The following is a 4,182-nucleotide window of genomic DNA, read 5'->3' as shown; positions in this document are numbered from 1 at the left end:
TTGCGGCGAATTCGGCGCCACCATCTGCCGGGCGAGCATGAAGCGCAGCTCGTCATAGAAGGCGCGGGCGTCCTCTTCGCTCGAAAAGTATTTGCCCTTCCAGCCCCAATAGGTCCAGCAGCCGGCGAGGCGATCGAACACCTGCCTGGCCGACAGCTCGGAAGAGAAGCGCTCGTTCTCGGGCAAGTGGCCAAGCGCCTCGGTGTCCGGCACCGAGCGCCACAGCCAGGACGGCACGGTCTCTTCCTCGACCTTCTTCAGCAGCGCGGCGACGCCGGCTTTCCGGAAATATTTCTGCGCCAGCACGTCGGAGGCGACCTGCGACCAGAACGCGGGCACCTCGACATTGTCGAGATGGAAAACCACGGACCCGTCGGGGTTGCGGATCTCGGATGTCGTCAGTCTGAAATCGATGGCGGCGTAGGGTGACTGGCCTTGAATGGTGTTGCGGCGTTCGATTCGCATTGGTCGTGCCCCAATTTTCTTGACCGGGCCCACTGGCATCCCCAGGCAACCCGGCTGTCAGTTCCGTTGCGCGACCCCTCCCGCCGACGGCTTGCGCCGCGGCATGATGGCTCGCAAGTGAAGCCGGTGGAACCGGCCCAGTTCTCTTCGGAATGCGGATCGATCGCAGAACCGATTCGCACTCCGGCATGCCCCGATGGAACCCTCGCGGGGTCCTCCAGGTCATGCGTTCAACGCCCCACCGCTCCGCTTCGGACCTGTTCCGGTCCTTCAATTCCGTGCCCGGCCCCTGACGGGGAGGCAGACATGCCGTTGGGCCGCTGCCTCGACCGGCCGGCGGCGCGTCAGTCCGGAACCCTGCTGGGAGCGACCGGCGGGACCCAAGACACACGCGCGCCGAACGGGTCGAAAGCTAGGACGACTCCGTCGCGCCCGTCAAGACGTAGTACGGCTTCCTGAATCAAATACTAAATATGGTGGAAAGCGGGGGATAACAGGGGCCATGCCGCGCCTGTGAGGATGGCAAGTATCAGTGAGTCCTCAGGGATTCCCAAGGGAAAAAATTTTGGCGCATGGCGGCCGCCACGCTTCCCCCGTTGTTCACAGCCATGCTGGAGGCCGCGGTCACGCTCACGTATGAATCCTGCCGTTTTGCTCGCCAAGCGTGTGGCATTCCGTCAGCATCCGCGTCATGGTGGGAAACGACTCCTCTCGTTGCGTGAGTGCATGACTGAATTGCTGCCATCAAAGTCACGGGCGTCCGCCGCACCCGTTGGATTGCTGTATCTCTCGATCACCGCCATCGGCTGGGGCTCGAACTGGCCGGTCTCCAAATATCTCCTCGGGCTGTTGCCGCCCTTCACCCTGCGAGGCGGCGTTGGCGTGATCGGCGCCGCGCTGATCGCGCTGCTTGCGGTCATGCGGGGCGACAGCCTCGCGGTCCCGCGCAAGCTCTGGCCGCGCCTGATCCTCGCCGCGGTGCTCAATGTCGGCTGCTGGACCGTGCTGATGGGGCTTGCGCTGCTCTGGCTGCCGGCGAGCGAGACCTCGATGATCGCCTACACCATGGCGGTCTGGGCTTCGCTGATCGCCTGGCCCGTGCTCGGCGAGCGGCCGACGCCGCTCCGCATCGTGGCGCTGGTGATGGCGCTGGCCGGGATCGCCGTCATCATGGGCGGCAGCGGCTTCTCGCCGACCGAATCGAAATGGCCGGGCTTCGCGCTGGCGCTCGCGGGCTCCGTCGGCTTTGCGCTTGGCACCGTGCTGATGAAGAAATATCCGGTCGCGCTGCCGCCGCTGGTCGGGACGGCCTGGCAGATCGGGCTCGGCTGCCTGCCGGTCACGATCGCCGGGCTTCTGATCGAGACCTCGCATTTCGAGCGGCTGACGCCGCTGGCCTGGTGGCTTCTGGTCTATTCCGCGGCGGGACAATGCCTTGCCTATGTCGCGTATTTTGCGGCGCTGACGCGGCTGCCGGCCTCGATCGCGGCGATCGGCACACTGGCGGTGCCCGTGATCGGCGTGGTCACCTCGGCGATCGCGTTGCAGGAGCCGCTGGGTGTCGGCCAGATCGTCGCGCTCAGCTTCACGCTCGTGGGCGTCGCACTTTCGACGCGGACCTGAGCCTCTAGCTGCCGATAGCGACGTCGGAACCGACGGCGCGCAGCTCCCCTTGGTGGTCATGCCCTCCCGCGAGATCGGGCGAGGTCGCGCGTTGTGCGATGCACAATGCGTCGATGGGATTCGAGACTGGTGACGCCTGCACGCAAGAGCGTTTGCGCGCCGAAGCGGAACACTTTGCGCTTCGGGGCAAGCGGCCCCCCGGGCGGCGCGGCGCATCCGGTCAAGAACATCGGGAGGGAAGGTTTCGCATGTGCCGATCCGGAAGCGACGGCCGGCTTTGGCGCGGCGACCACCGCCGACATTCGCCGCGAGAAGGACGACAGGCTCGAGACCGTGGCCTGGATTTCCGTCCGGTCCGATGATGCAGCACGGACACAGGCGCTTGCCGACCGCCCGCCGCTGCCGCCGCGGAGCTACCCGATCGCGCGCCGTTCTTCCTAATATGCCGGCCGACAACCAGACCAAAATCACGGGACGGGGATGAAGCGCTTCAGACTGAGCCAGCAGGAGATCGTGTTCGCCGTGTTCACGGTGATGTTCCTTTCGTTCTCGGTGCTGCTGCGCGGCTTTCTCACGGCCGACAACATGCTCACGCTGCTGCAGAACGTGGCGGTGCTCGGCATCCTCGGCCTCGGCATGGCGATCGTCGTGATCGGCCGCGGCATCGATCTCTCGCTGATCGCGACGCTGGCCGTGCCGCCCGGCCTCGTGCTGCAAATGGTCCAGGACGGCCATTCGCTGCCGGCGTCGCTGGTGGCGGCCGGCCTGCTGTCGATCGCGATCGGCCTCGTCAACGGCTGGCTGATTGCGTATGCGGACGTGCCCTCGCTGTTCGCGACGCTCGCGACCGGCCTGTTCGTGGCGGGGCTCGGCCAGGCCGCGCTGTTCCAGCTCGATGTCGTGCAGTGGAGCGCGGGCATGGCAGGCTTCGAGCGGCTGGGGCAGGGCACTTTTCTGGGCATCCCCACCTCGATCGTGATGTTCGCGCTCGCCGGCATCGTCGTGTTCCTGCTGCTGCGCTGGACCCGCTGGGGCGCCTACATCTACGCCGTCGGCGACAATCCCTATGCGGCGCGGGTCACCGGCATTCCCTCGCGGCCCATCATCGTGCTGCAATATGTGCTCGCCGCGCTGATCGGCTGTTTCGCGGGCCTCGTGCTGGCCGCCTCGGTCAGTTCGATGCCGACCCGCATCTTCAACTCGACCTTGATCTACGACGTCATCCTGGTCGTCGTGCTCGGCGGCATCGGGCTGTCCGGCGGCCGCGGCGGCGTCGTCAACGTCATCATCGGCACGCTGCTGATCGGGACCATGCTGAACGGCATGACCATCATGGACCTGCCCTATGCCGGCCAGAACCTGATCAAGGGCGTCGTGCTGCTGCTCGCGGTCATGTTGGACACGCTGCTCAACCCGCGCAACGAGGAGACGGCGCAGCAGGGCGATATCTGACTAGATCCAAATCAAAACGTTCAAAGGAGGAAGCATGATACAGAAATCTGTTTTGAAGGCGCTGGCCGCGATCGGGCTCACGGCGTTCGCCGCTCCAGCGCTGGCGCAGCAGGGGCTGGAGGAGCCGTTCCAGAAATCCTTCCGCGAGGCGCTCACCGGCAAGGTCGTCGCCTATGTGCCGGTTGCGATGAACTTCGACCTCACCGAAGGCTGGTATGCCGGGCTGAAGAAGGAGCTCGAGCCCTATGGCGTGAAGTTCGAGATCCGCGATCCCAACTGGAACACCAATGCCGGCGCACAGGCGGTGACCTCGCTGATCTCCGAGAAGCCGGCGGTGATGGTGATCCATAACCCCGACGTGCAGACCTACGCCAAGCTTTTGCAACGCGCCGAGAACGAGGGCATCTACGTCATCCAAATCAACATGGGCTCCGCTTATCGTTCATCGGGTTTCGTCGGCGCCAACTGGATCGAGATCGGCGAGAAGGACACCGAGGCCGTGCTCAAGGCGTGCCAGGGCAAGTCTAACAAGATCGCCATCATCCAGGGAGCGCTGTCGGCCGCGGCGAGCGCCTACACGCTCAAGGGCGTCGAGAACGTGCTGGCCAAGCATCCCGAGATCAAGGTGGTGTCGAGCCAGGC

4 protein-coding genes and 1 pseudogene are annotated in these 4,182 nt (G+C 65.2%); 4 read left to right on the top strand and 1 reads right to left on the bottom strand.

The window, feature by feature from the left end; all coding sequences use genetic code 11:
* Positions 1-465: pseudogene (locus JOY90_RS20615) on the bottom strand (vitamin B12-dependent ribonucleotide reductase); the annotation flags it as partial.
* Between the two features lie 726 nt (positions 466-1,191).
* On the opposite strand from JOY90_RS20615, the gene JOY90_RS20610 reads away from it, so the two are divergent.
* The 4 genes from JOY90_RS20610 to JOY90_RS20595 all read left to right on the top strand — a co-directional run.
* Positions 1,192-2,088 (top strand): DMT family transporter, encoded by an 897-nt coding sequence (locus tag JOY90_RS20610; protein WP_291692949.1) that lies wholly within the window; start codon positions 1,192-1,194, stop codon positions 2,086-2,088.
* Positions 2,089-2,217: 129 nt separating this feature from the next.
* Positions 2,218-2,529, top strand: coding sequence for a hypothetical protein (locus JOY90_RS20605; RefSeq protein ID WP_291692948.1), 312 nt, complete (start codon positions 2,218-2,220; stop codon positions 2,527-2,529).
* 39 nt (positions 2,530-2,568) lie between these two features.
* Entirely contained in the window at positions 2,569-3,540 is a 972-nt protein-coding gene (locus JOY90_RS20600) for an ABC transporter permease (RefSeq protein WP_291692947.1), read from the top strand.
* A 34-nt stretch (positions 3,541-3,574) separates the two neighbouring features.
* On the top strand, positions 3,575-4,182 hold a 608-nt coding region (locus tag JOY90_RS20595), incomplete at its 3' end, for a sugar ABC transporter substrate-binding protein (RefSeq protein ID WP_291692946.1).

Origin of the sequence: Bradyrhizobium sp. (genome assembly GCF_019242285.1) — a bacterium.
Taxonomy (GTDB): Bacteria; Pseudomonadota; Alphaproteobacteria; order Rhizobiales; family Xanthobacteraceae; genus Bradyrhizobium.
The sequence above is the reverse complement of the archived record's forward strand: the minus strand, read 5'-3'. Positions and strand labels throughout refer to the sequence as shown.